Below are 19,331 nucleotides of genomic sequence, written 5' to 3'. Positions count from 1 at the left end.
TCAACCCCAATTAAAAGGAAAATATTATGGCACAAGTTTCAATGCGTGAAATGATTAACGCAGGCGTACATTTCGGTCACCAAACTCGTTACTGGAATCCAAAAATGAAACCATTCATTTTCGGTGCTCGTAACGGCGTTCATATCGTAAATCTTGAAAAAACCCTTCCGTTATTCAATGAAGCATTAGCTGAATTAACTCGCATCGCAAGCAACAACGGCAAAATCTTATTCGTTGGTACCAAACGTGCAGCAAGCGAAGCAGTTCAAGCCGCAGCATTAGACTGTCAACAATATTACGTTAATCACCGCTGGTTAGGTGGTATGTTGACTAACTGGAAAACCGTTCGTCAATCAATTAAACGTTTAAAAGATTTCGAAACTCAATCTCAAGATGGTACATTTGATAAATTAACCAAAAAAGAAGCATTAGATCGTACTCGTGAAATGCAAAAATTGGAATTAAGTCTTGGCGGTATCAAAGATATGGCGGGTCTCCCAGATGCGGTTTTCGTTATTGGTGCAGACTATGAACATATTGCGGTTAAAGAAGCGAACAACTTAGGTATTCCAGTATTTGCTGTAGTAGATACTAACGCAACGCCAGACGGCGTTGATTTCATCATTCCGGGTAATGATGATGCCACTCGTGCGATTCAATTATATTTAACTGCGGCTGCAGCTGCGATTAAAGAAGGTCGTCAAGCTGAAATCACAGTGGAAGAAAAATTCGCTGAAGAAGAAGCGGTTGCAGAGTAATTTGCATAAATAAGGTGTAAGCCCCTTATAAAACAGTAACTAAAACAGGGGGCAAATGTTCCCTGTTTTAACAAATTCCCAAAAGTGCGGTGTTTTTTGAACTATTTTTGAACATCGTCTTTCCATTCAAGAATATTTAGAGGACAATAGAAATGGCTGAAATTACAGCATCATTAGTAAAAGAACTTCGTGATCGTACTGGTGCAGGTATGATGGAATGTAAAAAAGCATTAGTTGAAGCGAACGGTGACATCGAATTAGCGATCGACAATATGCGTAAATCTGGTCAAGCAAAAGCGGCTAAGAAAGCAGGTCGTATTGCAGCAGAAGGCGTTATTCTTGCTCGTATCGGTGCAGGTTTTGGTGTATTAGTTGAAATGAACTGTGAAACTGACTTCGTCGCAAAAGATGCTGGTTTCCTAGGTTTAGCCAATGAAGTGGCTGACTATGCTGTAGCTAACAAAGGTATTTCAATCGAAGATTTAGCTAAACACTTCGAAGAAAAACGTGCTGCATTAGTAGCAAAAATCGGTGAAAACATGACGGTTCGCCGTGTTCAATTCTTAGAAGGCACAGAAATCGGTTCATACTTACACGGTGCGAAAATCGGTGTATTAGTTGCAGGTCAAAACGCTAATGAAGAATTATTGAAAAAAGTGGCAATGCACGTAGCGGCAAGCCGTCCTGACTTCGTTAATCCTGAAGATGTACCTGCGGCAGTGGTTGCTCACGAACGTGAAATTCAAGTAGATATCGCTATGCAATCTGGTAAACCACGTGAAATCGCAGAAAAAATGGTTGAAGGTCGTATGAAAAAATTCACTGGCGAAGTATCATTAACAGGTCAACCGTTTGTTATGGATCCATCACAATCAGTGGGCGATTTCTTAAAAGCCGCTGGTGCGACAGTGACTAACTTCATTCGTTTAGAAGTGGGTGAAGGTATTGAGAAAAAAGAAGAAGATTTTGCGGCTGAAGTGGCTAAAATCACTGGCGGAAACGCTTAATTTGATCGATTAAGTTAGCTGATTTTTATCATCTGTATTTCAAGTTCTAGATTTTTTATTTTAGTTTCTTGGAATACAGATTTTTTATCAATCCGAGCCGTAAAACACTGTCTTTCAGGGTAGTATTTTACGGCTCGGATTGATAAAAATATATTCTTTTTTAAATGAAACATCCATAACTGCTGATTCCAACGAATTTCAAATAGATCTGCTATGCCTATTTCCTGATAAGCAATGTTGCTTTATAATAGCAAGCATTTTATGTGGAGATCTTAAGGGATAGAAAAATGAGCAAGCCAATTTATAAACGTATTTTACTTAAATTAAGTGGTGAAGCATTACAAGGTGATGAAGGCTTTGGTATTGATCCTTCTATTTTAGATAGAATGGCAATTGAAATCAAAGAGTTAGTCGAAATGGGCGTCGAAGTGGGGGTCGTGTTAGGTGGTGGTAACTTATTTCGCGGGGCAAAGCTTGCTAAAGCTGGTATGAACCGTGTCGTCGGCGACCATATGGGTATGTTGGCAACTGTGATGAACGGCTTGGCAATGCGTGATGCGTTACACCGTGCTGATGTTAATGCGAAATTGATGTCGGCTTTCCAACTTAATGGTATTTGCGATACTTATAACTGGTCTGAAGCGATCAAAATGTTACGTGAAAAACGTGTAGTGATTTTCTCTGCAGGCACAGGTAGTCCATTTTTTACCACCGATTCCGCCGCTTGTTTACGTGGTATTGAAATTGAAGCTGATGTGGTATTGAAAGCCACTAAAGTAGATGGTGTGTATGACAGCGATCCTGCGAAAAATCCAAATGCCAAATTATTCCAAAAACTCACTTTTGCACAAGTGATTGAGAAAGAATTACAAGTAATGGATTTAGCCGCCTTTACTCTTGCTCGTGACCATGGTATTCCAATTCGGGTATTTAATATGGGGAAATCAGGAGCATTACGTCAAGTGATTTTAGGTGAAAGTGAAGGGACCACAATCTCTGGTTAAGTTATTTTAGATTAAGTATCATATTATTTATAAGTGCGGTAAAATTTTATTAAATTAAAGGAAAAACAATGATTAACGAAATTAAAAAAGACACCCAAGATCGTATGGAAAAAAGCCTTGAAGCCTTAAAAGGGCATATTGCAAAAATCCGTACGGGACGAGCTCAACCCTCTTTGTTAGATGCGATTCAAGTGGAATACTACGGTTCAGCTACACCGTTACGTCAATTAGCTAACGTGGTAGCAGAAGATGCTCGTACGCTTGCGGTAACGGTTTTTGATCGTTCTTTAATTCAAGCAGTGGAAAAAGCGATTTTAACCTCTGATTTAGGTTTAAACCCATCTTCTGCTGGCACCACCATTCGTGTGCCATTACCTCCGTTAACCGAAGAACGTCGTCGTGATTTAATTAAATTAGTCAAAAGCGAAGGGGAACAAGGTAAAGTGGCAATTCGTAATGTTCGCCGTGACGCTAACGATAAAATCAAAGCCTTGTTAAAAGACAAAGAAATCAGCGAAAACGATCAACGTAAAGCAGAAGAAGAAATCCAAAAAATCACTGATAGTTTCATTAAAAAAGTGGATGAAGTGTTAGCCGATAAAGAAAAAGAATTATTGGATTTTTAGAGATATTTAACTTAAATACAGTTAGATGCATGTAGGGGCGGACATAACGGTCTGTACCCTACGACATAACCTATGCAAAACGATCAATTTCGTTCTCTCAAAATGCAAGTGCAACGCCGTTTGTCAGCTTGTTTACAACTGGCGGAAACCCATTTTCAACGGCAATTTCCTAAGCCAGCAGTGAGCTATGATGTTCGTGGTTTAAAAGCAGGCGTTGCCTATCTGCAACAAAACTTAATCAAATTAAACCGCACTTTATTACTGGAAAACCCCAACGAATTTATCCACCAAGTTGTTCCCCATGAATTAGCCCATTTATTAGTGTATCAACTCTTTGGTCGCGTTAAACCACATGGTAAAGAATGGCAAGGATTGATGCAAAATTTATTTCACTTACCCGCAGATACCTGTCATCAATTTGATGTGCAATCAGTACAGGGGAAAACCTATGCTTATGATTGTGGTTGTCAAATTCATCAGCTTAGCCAACGCCGACATCATAAAATGATGCGAGAAAGTGCGGTGTATTTTTGTAAATTTTGTGGCGGGAAATTAGAATTCTGTGATTAATATCACCTTTTTGGGTAGAATTGATGATTTATATTTTTTATCAGGTTATACTAAGAAGATATTTTCTTTTCATTACAAAGGGGTATTACTATGAAAAAAACAACATTAGCAATGATGATTGGCATTTTAGCCGTAGCCACTTCTGCAAGCGCTAGCAACTGGTATGCGCAAGGGGACTTAGGCTATGCAAAAGACAAATTTACGTCTTACTCTGATTTAGATGAAAGTAAATTCGAGCCACGCGTTAGCCTAGGTTATGATTTTAGCGATTTTCGTTTGGCGGTAGATTATACTCATCATGGTAAATTCAGCGGGACAACCAATAACATGAATCATACTTCGGCTAAAATCTATGGCATTGGTTTTTCTGCCCTTTATGATGTTGACATTAACACTGAAATTAAACCTTATGTCGGTGTGCGTTTAGCTTCAAATGTGTTTAAAATTGATAATAATTCAGGGGCGAATTTTGACAGTAAAACACAAACCAAATTTGGTTATGGCGCAATTGTGGGTGGTCAATATAAGTTAGATGCAAACTGGGTCGTAAATGGTGGCATTGAATACAATCGTTTAGGTTCATTTAATGATACCAAAGTAAACAATTACGGAGCCAAAGTTGGTCTTCGTTACAACTTCTAATTTTTCTTAGCCACAGCGTGGCGTAATATGCTTAACCCCGTACGTAAGTGCGGGGTTTTTTGTATCCTACATTTTAACTTTTTCTTGTCTTAAAACTTGAAATTTACATTTTTAACCTAATCTATTTACCCATACTTTATTCACTAATTCAATTTAAGGAAAATAAAATGAGCAAAAATCAAGAAACTCGTGGCTTTCAATCGGAAATGAAACAATTATTGCATCTGATGATTCACTCACTTTATTCAAATAAAGAAATCTTCTTACGTGAGTTAATTTCCAATGCCTCTGATGCCGCCGATAAATTACGCTTTAAGGCCCTATCAGCACCAGAGCTTTATGAGGGCGATGGCGATTTGCATGTTCGCATTAAATTTGATGAAAGCAAAGGCACCTTGACCATTAGCGATAATGGGATTGGGATGAATCGTGAGCAGATTATTGATAATCTCGGTACGGTGGCAAAATCAGGCACCAAAGAATTTTTAACCGCACTTGGGCAAGATCAAGCGAAAAATAGCCAACTCATCGGGCAATTTGGGGTCGGTTTCTATTCGGCTTTTATTGTGGCAGACAAAGTGGAAGTGCGTAGCCGTGCGGCAGGTGAGCCTGCGGAAAATGGCGTGCTTTGGATCTCAAATGGTGAGGGCGAATACACCGTTGAAGATATTGAGAAAAAACAACGTGGTACAGAAATTACTTTATTCTTGCGTGAAGATGAAAAAGAATTTTTAAACGATTGGCGATTACGTGAGATTATCGGCAAATATTCCGATCATATTGGCTTACCAGTGGAAATTCTTGCCAAAGAATATGATGATGAGGGCAAAGAAACGGGTGTAAAATGGGAAAAAATCAACAAAGCCCAAGCCTTGTGGACAAGATCCAAAGGTGAAATTTCTGATGACGAATATAAGGAATTTTATAAACATTTAAGCCACGATTTTGCCGATCCATTGTTATGGCAACACAATAAAGTAGAGGGAAATCAAGAATATACCAGCCTGCTTTATGTGCCAAGCAAAGCCCCGTGGGATTTATTTAACCGTGAGCAAAAACACGGTTTGAAACTCTATGTACAACGCGTGTTTATTATGGACGATGCGGAAGTGTTTATGCCGAATTACTTGCGTTTTATGAAAGGCTTGTTAGACAGCAACGATTTGCCATTAAACGTTTCTCGTGAAATTTTGCAAGATAACAAAACCACGGCAGCATTGCGTAAAGCCTTGACCAAACGTTCGTTACAAATGTTGGAAAAATTAGCCAAAGACGATAATGAAAAATATCTTGCTTTCTGGAAAGAATTTGGCTTAGTGTTAAAAGAGGGTGTGGCAGAAGATTTTGCCAACAAAGAGCAGATTGCGAAACTTTACCGCTTCGCTTCGAGCAAAACGGACAGTTCTGAGCAAAATGTATCTTTTGAAGACTATATCAGTCGAATGAAAGACGGGCAAAAAGCCATTTACTACATCACCGCAGACAGCTATACCGCAGCGAAAAATAGTCCGCATTTGGAATTATTCAACAAAAAAGACATTGAAGTGTTGTTGCTTTCCGATCGTATTGATGAATGGATGCTCAGCTATTTAACCGAATTTGACAGTAAGCCATTACAGCCGATCACTAAAGCGGATTTGGATTTAGGCGATTTGGCAGATAAACAAGATGACAGCCAAAAAGCAGCGGAAAAAGAGCTAGGTTCGTTTGTGGAGCGTGTCAAAACCTTATTGGGCGAACGTGTTAAAGACGTGCGTTTAACCCACCGTTTGACCGATACACCAGCGGTTGTATCTACGGATAACGATCAAATGACCACCCAAATGGCAAAACTTTTTGCCATGAGCGGTCAGCCTGTGCCAGAAGTGAAATACACTTTTGAGCTGAATCCTGAGCATAGTTTAGTGAAAAAAGTCGCTGATCTGACAGACGAAAGCGAATTTGCTAACTGGGTCGAATTATTGCTCGAACAAGCGATGTTTGCGGAACGGGGAACGTTGGAAAATCCAACCGCGTTTATTAAGCGAATGAATGGTTTATTAAAATAGGATTAATTTTTAACACTCATGCTAAGGGGAACTTTCATCGTTCCCCTTATGTTTCTTAATGTGATGCAATCCATTCAAGCAAAGCACTGTTCATACGAGTTTGCCACCCTTTACCTGTGGCTTTGAAGTATTGCAGGATACTATTATCAAGACGAATCGTGACCGATTTTTTCGGATTGGCTAAACGTGGTCGCCCTAATTTTTCCCTGAGATCATGTAAATCTGAACTCACCACCGCATTATCCCAATCAAATACTTGCTCTGAATCATCTTTTGCAACGGTTTCGGGAGCGTTGGCAAGCAGGGATTTTTTATTGATAAATGGTATTGATAAATTTTCTTGTTTCATATTTGTCCGCCTGTCTGATTGAAATAATATGAGGGACTTCTCTGTCAACCCAAACCATAAATACAACTTGATGGTGCAATATGCCATAACTTTGTAGCCGTTGCTCACCATAAAAAAGCCTTTTATCTTCTATGGTAAGCATGGGATGATCAAAAATTACTTCACAGCCAACAAAGTCGATGCTGTGCTTAGTGATATTGGTTATTCGCTTATTCTCATCATAGCTAATTAACATTTGAATGCTCACAAGTTGTTTAATAATTGTACGTACAAAAAAGAGGTATGTCAAACTTAGAAAATAATAGGGAGCTTACCTGTATTGATAATATCCTGCTATGTTTTACCTCGGTTTTTGGAATGAAGATCACAAAAATAAGCGATAAATTTAAGCATGAGTTAATTTACTATGTTGTTGTACTTGAATTGTACATTCAGACCTTATTATTGTATATTTACAACAATTTTTTAGATTATACGATTATGACAACACTCATTGCCTACGCCAATATCCAACAATCTTTCCCTTTGGGGAAGATGCCTTTGGCGCTTGTTCCTGAAAAGCTCCGTTTGTTAACTAAAAATAGCAATTTGCGCGTACAACAACGCCATCGTTGTCGTCAACTTGCGCACTTTTTATTGTGGACATTAGCCCAAAAAGCGGAAATTAACACCGCACTTTTGGGGCAAATTTATCATACAGCAAGCGGTCGTCCGCAATTTCCTATAGACAATATTGATTTTAATATTAGCCATTCTGGGGATTGGGTGGCGGTGGTGTTAAATGTAGCAAAAGATGAAAAATGTGCGGTGGGAATTGATATAGAATGTTCCAAAAAAAAACGAAATTACACCGCACTTTTACAGCATTTTGCATCACCTGATGAACAGCACTGGTTTACTCGACAGCTCAATGCAGAACAAGCCTTTTATCGTATTTGGTGTTTGCGAGAAGCTATTTTAAAATCTCAAGGTGTGGGGATTGTAAAATTGAGTGAAGTACAGCACGATCCTGTGGCTAAAACTTTGCATTCCGCCTATTGTCCACAAGGACAATTAACCTTTAGTTCCGAGTTACCTTTCTATTTAGCCGTTTTTGCCGAGCAAAGTGCGGTGCAAAATGCGCAATATTTTTGCTGGCAAGAAAATCGCTTACATCAAAATCAGTTAAAAAATGTCCTAATTTATACGGTTAATTAATCAAAATAAAAATTTTTTGTGACCTAGTTCAAATAATTAAAAAAAAATTGAAACATTATTTTATTTTTTTAGTATGCTAATGCAAGTTTAATTTTATAAGATTAGGAAGCCGTATTATGCCTAACATTAATCAATTTACCCAAAATGATATTGAGATTGTGAATGAAACCTTGTTATATAAGGGTTTCTTTAAACTTAAAAAAATTCAATTCCGACATAAATTATTTGCCGGTGGAACCAGTGGCATTGTGACACGAGAATTATTAGTCAAAGGCGCCGCATCTGCTGTCATTGCCTATGATCCTGAGCGAGATAGCGTTGTATTAGTAGAACAGGTTCGCATCGGAGCTTATAACCCAGCATTACCGAATTCACCTTGGTTATTAGAGTTGATTGCTGGCATGGTGGAAGAGGGGGAAAGTCCTGAAACCGTGGCATTGCGAGAAAGTCAAGAAGAAGCGGGAGTAGAAATTACCCATTTACAACATGCTTTGAGCGTTTGGGATAGTCCGGGCGGTGTGATTGAACGAATTCATTTATTCGCTGGCAAAGTAGACAGTAGCAAGGCCACAGGCTTACATGGATTAGCGGATGAAAATGAAGATATAAAAGTACATGTAGTGAGCCGAGAAACGGCTTATCAATGGTTGCAACAAGGTAAAATTGACAACGGTATTGCCGTTATAGGATTACAATGGTTGCAGTTAAATTACCTTAATTTGCAACAACAATGGTGATAGTTTAGACGTTTAAGGGGATTGTAATCATGGTAGAATGCATCAATCGAGATGATGAACAGATTCGTTTTATTCAAATTACTGATCCACATCTATTTAAAGAAAAAACCGGCGAATTATTAGGCATTAATACTTATAACAGTTTTCGACAAGTGGTAAATGAAATTCAACAGTCGGAAACAGATTATCAATTTGTGTTAGCTACGGGTGATTTAGTACAAGACAGTAGTGAAGAGGGTTATTTAAATTTCTGTCATATTATTCATCCATTGGGAAAACCCGTGTACTGGATTCCGGGCAATCATGATTTTCAGCCCGTTATGCGAAAGGTATTTGCTCAACAATCTTATATTTATGCAGATAAGCATTTATTATTAGGGGATAAATGGCAGGTTTTATTATTGGATAGTCAGGTTTACGGTGTGCCACATGGCGAACTGAGCCAGTATCAATTAGACTGGTTAGATGAGAAATTGCAAGAATATCAAGAATATTATTCTTTAATTGTGTTGCATCATCATCTGCTTTCGACAAATTCCGTTTGGTTGGATCAGCATAATTTACGTAATGCACATGAATTATTGCATATTTTACAGAAATACGAAAATGTCAGGGGCATTTTGCATGGTCATATTCATCAACAAGTGGATGCACAATGGAATGGCTATCAATTAATGTGTACACCGGCGACTGGCGTACAATTTAAACCGGATAATAATGTGTTTACATTGGATACCTTACAACCGGCATGGCGAGAGATTAGTTTAATGCCAGATGGTACAATAGAAACCCAAGTTCATCGTATTCAACAAGCAAAATTTTTGCCGAATATGCATGAATTAGGCTATTAACGATTGCATTTCTGGCTGAAATCGCTACAATACTGTTTCCTTGTCATCGCTGAATTAGAGATCGGCGAATGATGTATGATTAACATTCTCTTTGGGAGTAAAAAATGTCTCTAAGTGTAGAAAAAAAAGCGGAAATCGTGGCTGAATTCGGTCGTGATGCGAAAGATACTGGTTCATCAGAAGTGCAAATTGCCTTATTAACTGCACAAATCAACCATTTACAAGCGCATTTTGCTGAACATAAAAAAGATCACCATGGTCGCCGTGGGTTATTAGGTATGGTTTCTCGTCGTCGTAAATTATTGGACTACTTAAAACGTACAGATTTAGCTAAATATCAAGATACTATCGCACGTTTAGGTTTACGTCGCTAATTTTTGGCTAAAGTGATTTTAAAAGCATCCGAGTTGGGTGCTTTTTTATTGTTGGTTTATAATCGCAAGATTTCTTTTACAAACGGAATCGTCAATTTGCGTTGCGCTTGCAGGGATGCTTTATCTAATTTTGCCACTGCCGTAAATAAGCTGTGCATATCTCTATCTAAACGTTTGATTAAGAAGTTTGCCGTTTCTTCTGGTAATTCGATGCCGAGTTGATGGGCGTTTTGTTGTAAGGCTTGAATCTTTTGTGTTTCATTTAAAGGATGGAGCTGATAGATTTCGCCCCAGCGTAAGCGTGATGCGAGATCGGGTAATTTCACGGGGAGTGAAGTCGGGGAGTGGTTGCTACTGATAAGTAAAAGTGCGGTGTTTTTTTCTTTGACTCGGTTAAACAAGTCAAAAATAGCGAGTTCCCAGTCGTGATTGCCAGTAACAGCTTGTAAATCGTCGAGGCAGATTACATCTTGTTGTTCTAGGTTATCTAAAACTGCGGTGGAAAAATAAGCATATTTACTTAACGGTACATAAATACTATGCCGACTTTCTGAACTAATATAGTTCGTCACCGCTTTGAGTAAATGGCTTTTGCCACTGCCAGTGGTTCCCCAAATATAAAAGAACGGCTGCTGTAATTGTTGGAAATTTTTGTGCAAGGAATTGAGTAACAACAGGTTATTGTCACCGTAAAAATTTTCTAAGGTTTCATCATCAAGATGATGTATAGGGAGAGAGAGTTGTTGCACTTAATATCCATTTTTAGCATAGTGGGCGTATGGAATACGCCCAATACATAATACGTTTAATCGGCTACTTTATTTTCTGCCTTTGGCAAAACCAAGTTAAGAATAATAGCGACAATAGCACATAAGCTGATACCTTTTACTGAAAGTTCGCCGACATTCACAAACATGCCACCGATACCAAAGCTCATCACCACTGAAATAATACATAAATTACGTGCTTCTGTCACATCAACTTTGGCACGAATTAAGGTACTCATTCCTACTACTGCGATAGAGCCGAATACCAGCATCATAATCCCCCCCATTACAATGGTTGGAATGGTGGAAAGAAATGCCCCTACTTTACCACAGAATGAAATAGCGATAGCCCAAACTGCCGCCCAAGTCATTATATTAGGGTTAAAGTTGCGAGTTAACATAACGGCACCGGTCACTTCTGCATAGGTCGTATTCGGTGGTCCGCCTAATAATGAAGCAGCTGATGTGGCAATACCATCACCTAATAAAGTGCGGTGTAAACCGGGTTGTTTTAGAAAATCTTTACCTGTAACAGAGCTGATTGCCATAATCCCCCCTACATGTTCAACGGCAGGTGCAATGGCAATTGGCAGTAAGTATAAAATGGCTTCCAGTTTAAATTCCGGTGTGGTGATTTCAGGCAGGCTGAACCACGCGGCATCAAGCACTGGTTGGAAATTAATTAAGCCTAAACAAAGGGATAAAATATAACCCACAGCGATACCGAACATAATCGGAATAAGTTTCATCAAACCTTTAGAAAAGACAGCGACACAGAGTGTGGTGATTAAGGTCACTAAGGAAACGAGTATCGATAAGTCGTATTCATAGGCTTGCACCGTCCCTTGTTTACCCACCGCCATATCTACGGCAGTTGGGGCTAAACCCATACCGATAATGATGATCACAGGACCCACTACCACCGGTGGGAAAAGGCGTTCTAAGATCGCCGCACCACGTAATTTTACTAGGGTACTCAATAAGATATAAACTAAACCAGTACAAGCCAAGCCCCCCATGGTCACGGCAATACCCCAAGTTTGTACACCATATTGAATTGGCGCGATAAAGGCAAAGGAAGAGGCGAGGAATATGGGGACTTGTTTACCTGTGCAGAGTTGGAATAATAAGGTTCCCAGTCCTGCGGTTAATAGAGCAGTATTCGCATTTAAACCGGTGATTAATGGCACCAGAACCAAGGCGCCAAAGGCGACGAATAACATTTGTAAGCCAACAAAGGCTTGTTTGGTTTTATTTTGAATTTCAGGTGTTGTCATAGTTTTTTACTTTAAAGTGCGGTGTAAAATTCACTGATTTACTCACAATCCTTTTAAGGGATTGTTCGGGGCGTTGCCCCGCTTGCAAATAATGATTTGCAACGTTGAAAATTTTTCAGCATTTTTGCACCGCGGTTGCAGAAAAATGCCTTTGATAAAAATCAAAGGCATCGGAATTATTTGGTTCCAAAAATCTTATCACCCGCATCACCTAAGCCGGGGATAATATAACCATGTTCATTTAAATGGTCGTCAATGGATGCTGTGTATAATTCAATATCTGGATGCGCGTTTTCTAATGCTTTAAGTCCTTCTGGCGCCGCCACTAACACGAGTACTTTAATTTGTTTACAGCCTTTTTGTTTTAATAAATCAATGGTAGCAATCATAGAACCACCGGTTGCTAACATAGGATCAACCACAATGGCTAAACGTTCCGCTAAATCACTAGCCAGTTTTTGGAAATATGGGACGGGTTCTAAGGTTTCTTCATTACGATACATGCCTACTACGCTAATTCTAGCACTTGGGATATGTTCTAACACGCCATCCATCATGCCTAAACCAGCTCGTAAAATCGGCACCACGGTGACTTTTTTGCCCTTAATTCTATCTACATTCACTGGACCGCACCAACCATCAATGGTGACATTTTCAACTTCTAAATCGGCGGTCGCTTCATAGGTCAATAAGCTACCTACTTCAGTAGCTAATTCACGAAAGTGCTTAGTGCTAATATCTGCCATACGCATTAAGCCTAATTTGTGTTTGACTAAAGGGTGTTTTACTTCGACGATTTTCATAGGTGATCCTTAGTTAAAATTTGCGAGATAATTTGCAATAGATAAATCTCGTGGATTTTAAAATATTTTGCGTCACATTAACAGTGGAATTTTTATTTTATGTTTCTTTTTTCAGCAAAAATAGATTAGAATGATTTGCAATGGAATAATTTGGAGATAACACAATGAGTTTATTGTTAGTAGATGATGATCAATATATTCGTTCATTATTAGTGGACCTGCTATCCTTGGAAGGATTTCGTGTGGATGAAGCGGAAAATGGCAAGGTAGCGTTGGAAAAATTAGCGGAAAATAATTATCGACTTATTTTATTAGATATTATGATGCCTGTTATGGATGGCATTACTACTTTAAAAGAGATTCGCAAGCATTATAATACACCGGTATTGATGCTCACTGCCCGAGGTGATGATTTAGATCGTATTCAAGGGTTAGAGTTAGGGGCGGATGATTATTTAGCTAAGCCTTTTAATGATCTCGAATTAATTGCTAGGATTAAAGCGATTTTACGCCGCACAGATGCAAATGTCGCGCGGAGTGCACAAAACATCATTAATTTTGAAGGGTTGATTTTAAATACTGCAACCAAACAAGCAAGTTATAAAGGCAATTCGTTGGGATTAACCGTGACTGAATTTGGATGCTTGGAGTTGATTATTTCACGAGTTAATTTAGCGGTTTCTAAAGATGATTTAAGCCTAAAAGTATTAGGTAAAACGCTCTCTCCGTTTGATAGATCGATTGATGTGCATATGTCAAATTTACGTAAAAAGTTACCCCCAAGAGAAAATAATGACGCATGGTTTAAAACGCTGCGTGGGCGAGGTTATGTTATGATTTCCGATGAATACTGTTGCCATCATATTGAGCAGGGTGAAGACGCTGATCAAAAGGAGAAATGCGGGGGGGGGTAATTATATGATTTATAAAGAAAATTTTGAAGAATGGGGTGACAGTGAAAGTTACTATTAATTTTCTTTCAGCTAAAATTTTTGCATTGTTTTGGTGTATTTTTGGTTTATTATTATTGGTAGCCTATTTTATCCCTCAATTAGATACACGTTTGTATGTGGATTTAACATCTAAAGAAATAAATAAGTATCATCAGGATATTGTTAGCGCGGTGAGAACCCAGCAATTTTCTCGTTTATTAGTAACCCCGGAACCCCTTATTGAAGAAAAGTTGAATTTCACACGCCCCGTATTAGTCGATAATGAAAGAAATATTATTGGGGCGAAAAAGAATGAAATTGTCTATATTCAAGATTTTATACATCACTCTCATGACGTGTTACGACCACAGTCTAGAACTTTTTATAATCTCTTAATAGCCGGGCCTTTTAGCATACATTTAGTTGATGAAGATAAACAATTTGCCTACTTTGTTTATTTTATTACCAATGTGGATCCACAAAGGGCGATTGTCAATTATACTTTTGATCATCCCTTGTTTTTAATTATGCTCTTAATGTTGATTTCTACGCCTATTTTAGCGTGGTTAGCTTATAGTTTAACTCAGCCTATTCGACGTTTACAACGGGCAGCAAATGCCGTGGCATTAGGTGATTTTAGGGTTAATAAAGAGTTAGAGACGATTGGTGTAGTTGAACTTCGCCAAGTAGGAAAAAGTTTCAACCAGATGGCACAATCCTTAGCTGATATTATTAATACACGACAGTATATGATGTCAGTAGTATCACATGAATTACGTACACCATTAACACGTTTGCAATTAGCGCTAGGATTAATTCGGCGAAAAATGGGGGATAGTAAGGAATTACAACGGATAGAAATGGAAACTAACCGTTTAAATCAAATGATGAATGATTTGTTGTTAGTTTCAGCTACACAAGTAGAAAATAGCCTATATCGAAAATGTATTTCTCTGTTACAGATTTACCAAAATGTATTAAATGATGCTATTTTTGAAGCCAAAGAATTGCATATTGAGATGCATATTAAGCAGCAAATTAAATCACCAGAAAAATGTTTTATCTACGGTAATTTAGAAGGTTTATCGAGGGCATTAGAAAATGTCATTAGAAATGCATTGAAATATACTAAATCAATGATAGAAGTGAGTTTTCTATTACGCAATAATCAAGTATTCATTATGATTGACGATAATGGTCAAGGATTGCCGGAGGCTGAGTATAAACATATTTTTAACCCTTTTTATCGTGTTGATGAAGAACGTACCCAGATAAAACAAGGGGCGGGCTTGGGATTAACTATTGTGTATAGTACAGTAAAGTCACATCAAGGCGAAGTTTGGGCGGAGAAAAGCCACTTAGGTGGGTTACGTATTGTCATAAAATTGCCACTTTGGCAGGATTAATTCATTCAAATAATCCCCACTGATTGGTGGGGAGCATCAGTATTAAACCGCTTGAATTTTGGTTGGTCGTTTTAAAAAGTATAAGGCAATCACTGCGATTAATAATACAAAGCCAACTGCAATATATAAACTTTGTTTTTGCCAGCCGAAATCTAATAGTGAACCCGCAATAGTTGGTGCCAAGATGGAGCCGATACGCCCTATACCGATGGACCAACCCACTCCAGTGCTACGAATATCGGCGGCATAGATATTGGGATTTAAAGTATATAATCCGCTAATACAACCATTCATCAATGCCCCAACTAATACACCAAATACCATGGCTAACCATAGAATAGAAGACGAGAAAATAAAGATGATAATTGCACAAGAAGATAGCACAGTAAATAACATCAATACGTGGCGCGCAGACCAACGGCTAGCCAGTAAACCATAACATAAGGATCCAACGGTACCTCCAATAGAAATCATCATGCCGACCACAATACTGGCATTTTCACTCATGCCAGCATCTTTTAATAATGCTGGTGTCCATGAACTGACGAAATAGAAACTGAACATAATAGCGAAGAACGCTGTCCAAATAAGCAAGGTCGAACGTAAGTATTGTGCGCTAAATAATGGCGAAATTGGTAATTTTTTGACCGCACTTAAACCCTGATCATGGCTTATTTTTTCAGGTAATGTCCAGTCTTTGCCTAGCCCCATTTTTTGAGTAATTTTATTGAGCTGTTTTTGTGCATTGAATGGCTGTTTGTTTAACAGAAAATCAATGGATTCCGGTAACCAAGCGAACAAAATAATAAAGCATAAACCTGTTAAGCCTGCACCGGCTAGATAGACCGCACGCCAGCCGTAAACATCTTGTAATGCAACAGCAAAGAAACCACCTAACACAGCGCCTACCCCAAAGCCAGCCGCATAAACGCTAATCGCAAAGCTGCGCCATTTACGGGACGAATATTCACTGGTCAGGACGTTGGTTCCCACCAGAATGCCCCCAACCCCAAGACCGGTAAGTAAACGCCAGCCAAATAAAGTTTCGTGATGTTCAATAAAGGCGGAACCAAACATCCCTAAAGCGGATAATGCAATGGCAATCAGCAAGAGGGGACGACGCCCAATTTTATCGGCAAGGGGCGCTAGAAATAAGGAACCCGCGGTCATCCCGATAAGCCCAGCACTCAACAGATAGCCAAGCTGTACACCTGTTAGGGCAAATTCAGCCTTGATGGAGGATGCAGTGAAAGCAAGGGCTAATACATCAAAACCATCTAATAGATTCATAATAGCAGCCATTGCGACAATCGCCCACTGATAGCCCGACATCGGACTGATGTCGATCTTTTCTCTTAAATTCATAAAGGTTCCTTAGGTTGTAAAAAATATTAAATGTTATCTTCAGTTTTATCTTCCTGCTCCGTTTCTTCTGCAAGAGATTCTTCGGATTTTTCCACCGCACTTTGGATGGTCAAATTAATTTCGGCAGAGATTAGGCGAGTGAAAATATTTGACAATTGTTGTAGTTTGGTCAAATTCACATTCCCGTTGTCATCAAAATAGCCGTTATTTTTCAGGCTATTAATAAATCCAGAGAACACTGCTTTATCAAAGAATTCTGGCGCATTGATGCCATGTAATACCGATAAACGTTGTGCTACAGATTGGCTTTCTTTTTCTAAACTCGCCCGTGACATGGTCGGATCGTTACATAATAAACTCACTGCAATTTGATAACGTTGTAGGATCTCACGCATACCGGCAGACCAAAGTTGTAAACTGCGTACTTTGGGGCGATGAATACTGAGTAAGCCGTCGTTATATTTAATTAATTGCTGGCGAGCTAATTCTGCAATAATGCTTGCAATGCGTGGTTGTAATTCATCGTCGTTAAAATGTAAAAATAATTCGGCACGTAAGAACGGATAAATTTTATTCACCGCATCGATTACCAAGTCTTTTTGGGTCGTTTCATAATGTAACACAATGCTAGCGACTAAAGATGGCAAGACAAATAAGTGTTGAATATTATTGCGATAATAGGTCATTAACACTGCCGAATTGCGTTCTAAGCGGATAATTTCACCAAAATTATCTTTTTCACTTAACACGCCCACCCGATCTAAACTTAATACATGGTTTAACATCTCTTCTGGTGTATCGGTTGGAATAATGACATCCTGTGAATAGGGGGTATTTTGTAATAATTGTTGATAACTTTCCAATTGTTCGAGTAACTGTTCACGCGATAAAGCACGTTGCCGCGATGATAATAAGGCGGTACCAGTCAAGTTCATTGCATTCACCGCTGCGGCATTATTAATATTTACCATGACTTGATTGGCTACTTGATCCACCGCTTGGTTAAACCAACTTGGGCGTTCTTCTTGCAGGGTTTGTTTCCAAGCTGGATAATGTTGCGTTAAGTAATTATTAAGTGAAATCGGTTCGCCAAAATTTACATAACCTTTACCAAGATTACGTAATTTTTTAATTACCCGTAACACTAAGCCGGCGTTTTCTTTCTCTTTGGCGGCACCCCGTAATTCTTTGGCATAAGTATCTACTTCAAGTACGTGTTCATAACCCACATAAACTGGCACCAAGGAAATTGGGCGCGTTTGTCCTTGTTGTAAGGCTTGTAAGGTCATGGATACCATGCCGGTTTTCGGTGCCAGCAGACGACCAGTACGAGAACGCCCGCCTTCAATAAAGAATTCAACCGCATAACCACGGTGGAATAATTCCGCTAAATATTCACGGAATAAGGTTGAATAAAGGCGATTGCCTTTGAACGTGCGGCGAATAAAAAAGGCACCGCCACGGCGGAATAGCCCACCCACTGGCCAGAAATTGAGATTGATCCCCGCCGCAATATGAGGAGTGACTAAGCCTTGATGGTAAAGCACATAAGAGAGTAATAGATAGTCAATATGGCTACGATGGCAAGGAATATAGACGATTTCATGTCCTTCTAAAGCAAGTCTACGTACCCGATCGGCGTTCTGTACATCAATGCCTTGGTACAGCTTATTCCATAACCAACGTAAAAAACGATCGGCAACACGCAAACTTTCATAGCTAACATTTGCCGCAATTTCATCCAGAATCTTTTGCGCTTCTTGGGTGGCTTTTTCATGGCTAATATTTTTCACTTTTGCTTCATCGTCAATGGCTTGTAAAATCGTTGCTGACTGCAACAGTTTTTTGAACATCGCTTGACGATTTGGTAAACGTGGACCCGCCGCTGAAATACGCTGTTTAGCAAAGTGTATTTTCGCAACTCGAGCCAGTTTTTGCGCAATTTTTTCGTCTGCGCCGTGTTCGTTCACCATATAACGTAGCGAAACTGCTTGTGAGAAACGTACAAACGTATCGCGCCCAAACCAAATGGCGGCAAAAATTTTTTGCACGCTATTAAGCAAACGTAATTTCGGCAAGCCGTTTTTATCCTCTTGACCGGGTGAGCGTCCCCATAATACAGAGCCGGGAACGAGTTGAACATTTAAATCAGGTGAAGCGCGGTGTAATTCTAAGTATTTATAAAAGATTTTTTCGGTTTCTTTTTTTGCCCCTTTTGATTTAAAAAAGCTGTGCCCCTCATCTAGAAATACATAGCGCGGTACTGATTCACCATTAATTTGATTAGCTTGCAACGGATCAGGTAAGCCGACATGCAAACAGTTACGTTGAAAGATGAGCAAATCCGTTTGTGATGTATAGGGAAGCACATACACAAAGGGTTGCTTAATATCAAGTGCCAATTCTTCTATTGGATGATGTGGAATAGAATTGTTTTTTACTAAAAATGATAATGGTATAGTTAAAATTTTACGGTATAAATTGATGAGTATTGACATTGAGAAATCCCTTATTCTTATCAAATTTTTATTAGTGTATCATAGCTTAATCATTCGTTTCAAAAAACTTATTGTGGATAAGATAGAACAGTATTAATATGTAACAGTATTGCAACAAAA

Annotated in this window: 20 protein-coding genes; 13 read left to right on the top strand and 7 right to left on the bottom strand. The window is 38.9% G+C overall.

The window, feature by feature from the left end:
* Positions 1–26 precede the first annotated feature (26 nt).
* From rpsB to htpG, 7 genes are all read left to right on the top strand, one after another.
* The gene (gene rpsB / locus E0709_RS07120) at positions 27–758 is read left to right on the top strand and encodes a 30S ribosomal protein S2 (protein ID WP_132302173.1); all 732 of its coding nucleotides are present in this window, start codon (positions 27–29) and stop codon (positions 756–758) included.
* A gap of 152 nt (positions 759–910) precedes the next feature.
* A complete protein-coding gene (tsf, locus tag E0709_RS07115; protein ID WP_132302172.1) occupies positions 911–1,765 on the top strand; it encodes a translation elongation factor Ts in 855 nt (284 codons plus the stop codon).
* Positions 1,766–2,052: 287 nt separating this feature from the next.
* Positions 2,053–2,769 (top strand): UMP kinase, encoded by a 717-nt coding sequence (gene pyrH, locus E0709_RS07110; RefSeq protein ID WP_132302171.1) that lies wholly within the window; start codon positions 2,053–2,055, stop codon positions 2,767–2,769.
* 68 nt (positions 2,770–2,837) lie between these two features.
* On the top strand, positions 2,838–3,395 hold the full coding sequence (gene frr / locus E0709_RS07105) for a ribosome recycling factor (protein ID WP_132302170.1): 558 nt from the start codon (positions 2,838–2,840) through the stop codon (positions 3,393–3,395).
* Positions 3,396–3,467: 72 nt separating this feature from the next.
* Positions 3,468–3,965, top strand: a complete 498-nt coding sequence (locus E0709_RS07100) for a SprT family zinc-dependent metalloprotease (RefSeq protein WP_132302169.1) — start codon at positions 3,468–3,470, stop codon at positions 3,963–3,965.
* Between the two features lie 90 nt (positions 3,966–4,055).
* Positions 4,056–4,607: an opacity family porin gene (locus E0709_RS07095; protein ID WP_132302168.1), complete on the top strand. Its 552-nt coding sequence runs from the start codon at positions 4,056–4,058 to the stop codon at positions 4,605–4,607.
* Between the two features lie 167 nt (positions 4,608–4,774).
* Positions 4,775–6,655 (top strand): molecular chaperone HtpG, encoded by a 1,881-nt coding sequence (gene htpG / locus E0709_RS07090; protein WP_132302167.1) that lies wholly within the window; start codon positions 4,775–4,777, stop codon positions 6,653–6,655.
* 55 nt (positions 6,656–6,710) lie between these two features.
* Here the strand turns inward: htpG and E0709_RS07085 are convergent, their stop codons facing one another.
* Both E0709_RS07085 and E0709_RS07080 read right to left on the bottom strand, forming a co-directional pair.
* Entirely contained in the window at positions 6,711–7,004 is a 294-nt protein-coding gene (locus E0709_RS07085) for a BrnA antitoxin family protein (RefSeq protein ID WP_132302166.1), read from the bottom strand.
* A complete protein-coding gene (locus tag E0709_RS07080; protein ID WP_132302165.1) occupies positions 6,967–7,239 on the bottom strand; it encodes a BrnT family toxin in 273 nt (90 codons plus the stop codon). Before E0709_RS07080 ends, E0709_RS07085 begins: the two co-directional genes overlap by 38 nt.
* Before the next feature lie 245 nt (positions 7,240–7,484).
* On the opposite strand from E0709_RS07080, the gene E0709_RS07075 reads away from it, so the two are divergent.
* The 4 genes from E0709_RS07075 (at position 7,485) to rpsO (ending at position 10,163) form a co-directional block, all read left to right on the top strand.
* Positions 7,485–8,201 carry a 4'-phosphopantetheinyl transferase family protein gene (locus E0709_RS07075; protein WP_132302164.1) on the top strand — a complete coding sequence of 239 codons (717 nt, stop codon included), beginning with the start codon at positions 7,485–7,487 and terminating at the stop codon, positions 8,199–8,201.
* 116 nt (positions 8,202–8,317) lie between these two features.
* A complete protein-coding gene (gene nudF, locus E0709_RS07070; protein WP_132302163.1) occupies positions 8,318–8,938 on the top strand; it encodes an ADP-ribose diphosphatase in 621 nt (206 codons plus the stop codon).
* A gap of 29 nt (positions 8,939–8,967) precedes the next feature.
* Positions 8,968–9,789 (top strand): 3',5'-cyclic-AMP phosphodiesterase, encoded by an 822-nt coding sequence (gene cpdA / locus E0709_RS07065; protein WP_132302162.1) that lies wholly within the window; start codon positions 8,968–8,970, stop codon positions 9,787–9,789.
* Between the two features lie 104 nt (positions 9,790–9,893).
* Positions 9,894–10,163: a 30S ribosomal protein S15 gene (gene rpsO / locus E0709_RS07060; protein WP_132302161.1), complete on the top strand. Its 270-nt coding sequence runs from the start codon at positions 9,894–9,896 to the stop codon at positions 10,161–10,163.
* A 56-nt stretch (positions 10,164–10,219) separates the two neighbouring features.
* On the opposite strand, the gene hda is transcribed toward rpsO, so the two are convergent.
* The 3 genes from hda to upp all read right to left on the bottom strand — a co-directional run bounded on the left by hda (position 10,220) and on the right by upp (position 13,010).
* A complete protein-coding gene (hda, locus tag E0709_RS07055; protein WP_132302160.1) occupies positions 10,220–10,912 on the bottom strand; it encodes a DnaA inactivator Hda in 693 nt (230 codons plus the stop codon).
* Between the two features lie 56 nt (positions 10,913–10,968).
* Positions 10,969–12,207 carry a nucleobase:cation symporter-2 family protein gene (locus E0709_RS07050; protein WP_132302159.1) on the bottom strand — a complete coding sequence of 413 codons (1,239 nt, stop codon included), beginning with the start codon at positions 12,205–12,207 and terminating at the stop codon, positions 10,969–10,971.
* 176 nt (positions 12,208–12,383) lie between these two features.
* Entirely contained in the window at positions 12,384–13,010 is a 627-nt protein-coding gene (upp, locus tag E0709_RS07045) for a uracil phosphoribosyltransferase (protein WP_132302158.1), read from the bottom strand.
* Between the two features lie 164 nt (positions 13,011–13,174).
* Between upp and E0709_RS07040 the strand changes: the two genes are divergently transcribed.
* Positions 13,175–13,924 (top strand): response regulator, encoded by a 750-nt coding sequence (locus E0709_RS07040; protein ID WP_132302157.1) that lies wholly within the window; start codon positions 13,175–13,177, stop codon positions 13,922–13,924.
* Between the two features lie 41 nt (positions 13,925–13,965).
* Entirely contained in the window at positions 13,966–15,348 is a 1,383-nt protein-coding gene (gene cpxA / locus E0709_RS07035; RefSeq protein ID WP_165867227.1) for an envelope stress sensor histidine kinase CpxA, read from the top strand.
* 42 nt (positions 15,349–15,390) lie between these two features.
* Here cpxA and E0709_RS07030 read toward each other — a convergent pair whose 3' ends face one another.
* Together E0709_RS07030 and plsB are read right to left on the bottom strand one after the other, a co-directional pair.
* Entirely contained in the window at positions 15,391–16,713 is a 1,323-nt protein-coding gene (locus E0709_RS07030; protein ID WP_132302155.1) for an MFS transporter, read from the bottom strand.
* 26 nt (positions 16,714–16,739) lie between these two features.
* Positions 16,740–19,211, bottom strand: a complete 2,472-nt coding sequence (gene plsB, locus E0709_RS07025; protein ID WP_132302154.1) for a glycerol-3-phosphate 1-O-acyltransferase PlsB — start codon at positions 19,209–19,211, stop codon at positions 16,740–16,742.
* Between the last annotated feature and the right edge of the window lie 120 nt (positions 19,212–19,331).

The organism is Lonepinella koalarum (genome assembly GCF_004565475.1).
Lineage (GTDB): Bacteria > Pseudomonadota > Gammaproteobacteria > Enterobacterales > Pasteurellaceae > Lonepinella > Lonepinella koalarum.
This window is presented reverse-complemented; position numbering and strand designations above follow the sequence as displayed.

Coding starts and splice junctions, on each gene's coding strand:
- rpsB (WP_132302173.1), top strand. CDS start 27: ATGGCACAAGTTTCAATGCGTGAAATGATTAACGCAGGCGTACATTTC.
- tsf (WP_132302172.1), top strand. CDS start 911: ATGGCTGAAATTACAGCATCATTAGTAAAAGAACTTCGTGATCGTACT.
- pyrH (WP_132302171.1), top strand. CDS start 2,053: ATGAGCAAGCCAATTTATAAACGTATTTTACTTAAATTAAGTGGTGAA.
- frr (WP_132302170.1), top strand. CDS start 2,838: ATGATTAACGAAATTAAAAAAGACACCCAAGATCGTATGGAAAAAAGC.
- E0709_RS07100 (WP_132302169.1), top strand. CDS start 3,468: ATGCAAAACGATCAATTTCGTTCTCTCAAAATGCAAGTGCAACGCCGT.
- E0709_RS07095 (WP_132302168.1), top strand. CDS start 4,056: ATGAAAAAAACAACATTAGCAATGATGATTGGCATTTTAGCCGTAGCC.
- htpG (WP_132302167.1), top strand. CDS start 4,775: ATGAGCAAAAATCAAGAAACTCGTGGCTTTCAATCGGAAATGAAACAA.
- E0709_RS07085 (WP_132302166.1), bottom strand. CDS start 7,004: ATGAAACAAGAAAATTTATCAATACCATTTATCAATAAAAAATCCCTG.
- E0709_RS07080 (WP_132302165.1), bottom strand. CDS start 7,239: ATGTTAATTAGCTATGATGAGAATAAGCGAATAACCAATATCACTAAG.
- E0709_RS07075 (WP_132302164.1), top strand. CDS start 7,485: ATGACAACACTCATTGCCTACGCCAATATCCAACAATCTTTCCCTTTG.
- nudF (WP_132302163.1), top strand. CDS start 8,318: ATGCCTAACATTAATCAATTTACCCAAAATGATATTGAGATTGTGAAT.
- cpdA (WP_132302162.1), top strand. CDS start 8,968: ATGGTAGAATGCATCAATCGAGATGATGAACAGATTCGTTTTATTCAA.
- rpsO (WP_132302161.1), top strand. CDS start 9,894: ATGTCTCTAAGTGTAGAAAAAAAAGCGGAAATCGTGGCTGAATTCGGT.
- E0709_RS07050 (WP_132302159.1), bottom strand. CDS start 12,207: ATGACAACACCTGAAATTCAAAATAAAACCAAACAAGCCTTTGTTGGC.
- upp (WP_132302158.1), bottom strand. CDS start 13,010: ATGAAAATCGTCGAAGTAAAACACCCTTTAGTCAAACACAAATTAGGC.
- E0709_RS07040 (WP_132302157.1), top strand. CDS start 13,175: ATGAGTTTATTGTTAGTAGATGATGATCAATATATTCGTTCATTATTA.
- E0709_RS07030 (WP_132302155.1), bottom strand. CDS start 16,713: ATGAATTTAAGAGAAAAGATCGACATCAGTCCGATGTCGGGCTATCAG.
- plsB (WP_132302154.1), bottom strand. CDS start 19,211: ATGTCAATACTCATCAATTTATACCGTAAAATTTTAACTATACCATTA.